The sequence below is a fragment of the Hydrogenivirga sp. genome (assembly GCF_056450045.1).
In genome coordinates, this window is the sequence record NZ_JBWONM010000115.1 from 1 (window position 1) to 2,016 (window position 2,016).

Annotated in this window: 2 protein-coding genes, 1 tRNA gene and 1 pseudogene; 3 read left to right on the forward strand and 1 reads right to left on the reverse strand. The window is 53.5% G+C overall.

Annotation, left to right across the window (positions count from 1 at the left end; translation table 11 throughout):
* Nucleotides 1-223 (reverse strand): annotated as a pseudogene (locus AC1HCM_RS04885) (2,3-bisphosphoglycerate-independent phosphoglycerate mutase); the annotation flags it as partial.
* Between the two features lie 32 nt (nt 224-255).
* Between AC1HCM_RS04885 and AC1HCM_RS04890 the strand changes: the two are divergent.
* The 3 genes from AC1HCM_RS04890 to AC1HCM_RS04900 all read left to right on the forward strand — a co-directional run.
* Complete coding sequence (locus tag AC1HCM_RS04890; RefSeq protein WP_479460652.1) at nt 256-1,386, forward strand: MFS transporter; 1,131 nt, start codon at nt 256-258, stop codon at nt 1,384-1,386.
* Between the two features lie 42 nt (nt 1,387-1,428).
* Nucleotides 1,429-1,506, forward strand: a tRNA-Asp gene (locus tag AC1HCM_RS04895).
* Between the two features lie 25 nt (nt 1,507-1,531).
* Nucleotides 1,532-2,016, forward strand: a 485-nt coding sequence (locus AC1HCM_RS04900; protein ID WP_479460653.1) for an adenosylhomocysteinase, incomplete at its 3' end; no start/stop codon positions are given.

Sequence of the window (2,016 nt, forward strand, 5' to 3'; positions counted from 1 at the left end):
CGAAGAGACCCAGGTGTCCGGGACCGCTACCGGGAGTGATACCCCAATCAACGGGTATGTGAAGCCCAAGGGCTGAACCTCTGGCGAGGGTATCAAGGTTAGGGGTCCGGGCGAGCTCAAGCTCTGAACTTCCCTCTTTTACGGGAAGTCCTCCAAGACCGTCAAGAACCACGAGGAGCATCTTGCTTTCGTTTTTGTGGATAAGCTTATCTACGACGCTCATAGATTTTAGTATGCCACACTATCCATTGGAGGATGGGTTTGGAAAGGAGGAAAGCTTACTCCTTCATAATTCTGATGGGGCTCATTAGCCTTCTTTCCGACGCCACCTATGAGACAGCGAGGAGCGTTCTTGGACCCTACCTGGCCACGCTTGGAGCAAGTGCCGTTGCGGTCGGCTTTGTCTCTGGTCTTTCGGAGTTCGTTGCCCACTTCTTCAGGCTGATATCTGGCTATATAGCTGACAGGTTCAAAGCTTACTGGTTCCTTACCATAGGTGGCTACGGTCTCTCACTCCTTTCAGTTCCCCTCCTCGCATTCGTACCCAACTGGCATCTTGCAGCCTTCCTTGTCTCCCTTGAGAGGCTTGGCAAAGCTATCAGGAGTCCTTCAAGGGATGCACTGCTTTCGCTGGCTACTGCAAAGGTCGGTCATGGAAAGGGTTTTGGTATCCATGAGTTCATGGACCAGCTGGGTGCCACTCTCGGTCCCCTGCTCGCAGGTCTCGTCCTCCTCCTGACCTCAAGCTACAGGCTCCTCTTTTCCCTCCTCCTCATCCCCGCCCTGCTTGCCATGGTGCTCTTGCTGGTAGCAAGAAGGAGTTTTCGGGAGGGGTTTCAAAAGAAGGAGGTAGGGACAGGTGCTGGAGGTATAAGGTTTTACATCTACTTAACCGCTTCGTCTCTGATAGCCCTTTCCCTTGTCCCTTTTCCCCTCATAAGCTACCACTCAAAGCTCCATCTAAACCTCCCCGACTTTCAGATTCCCCTCTCTTATGCCTTAGCCATGCTCTCCGATGCCTTATCAGCACTCCTCTTTGGCTTTCTCTTTGACAGGATAGGCTTCAGGGCACTCGCCCTCGGTATCTTTTTGAGCCTGCCCTACCTCCTTCTCTTTCAGGGGAGCTCCCACGCCTTCTGGCTTGGCGTTCTTCTCTGGGGAGTGAGCCTCGGAGTGCAGGAGTCCATAATGAGGCCCGGCATAGCCCTCCTTGTTCCTGTGGAGGCGAGAGGGAGAGGCTACAGCCTCTTTTACTTTTCCTACGGCTTGAGCGCCTTAGCTGGGGGTCTGCTGATGGGATACCTCTACAGCGTCTCTGTCCAGCTCCTTGTGGCTTATGCTGTAGGGATGTGCCTCCTTGCGGTTGTCCTGTTGCTGAGATTGTAGCTTTGAAAATCTCCTCTAAGAGGATATAATAATAGCTTGGCTGGAGCCGTAGTTCAGCCCGGTCAGAACGCCGGCCTGTCAAGCCGGAGGGCGCGGGTTCAAATCCCGTCGGCTCCGCCATAAAACAAAAAACCCGGAGGGTCCTATGGATTACCACGTCAAAGATCTATCTCTCGCAGACCAGGGTAAGAACCGCATTGAGTGGGCTGAGATGGACATGCCCGTTCTCAGGAGCATAAGGGAAAGATTTAAAGAGGAAGAACCGCTTCGCGGTGTGAGGATATCAGCCTGTCTGCACGTTACAACAGAGACGGCAAACCTCGTTCTAACTCTGAAGGAGGGGGGTGCAGAGGTCTATCTGACCGCCTCAAACCCACTCTCAACCCAGGACGATGTGGCAGCCGCCCTCGTCAAACACTACGGGGTACCCGTATTCGCTATCAGGGGAGAGGATAGAGACACCTACTATTCCCACCTAAAGGCTGTTATAGAGAAGAAGCCCCACATAGTTATAGACGACGGGGCAGACCTGATCTCAACGATACACAAGGAGTATCCCCAGCTTGCGGAAGAGATACTCGGCGGCATGGAGGAGACCACAACGGGAGTTATAAGGCTCAAGGCTATGGC

Excerpts from the sequence above, each read along its gene's own strand:
- AC1HCM_RS04890 (WP_479460652.1), top strand. The coding sequence starts at position 256 with ATGGGTTTGGAAAGGAGGAAAGCTTACTCCTTCATAATTCTGATGGGG.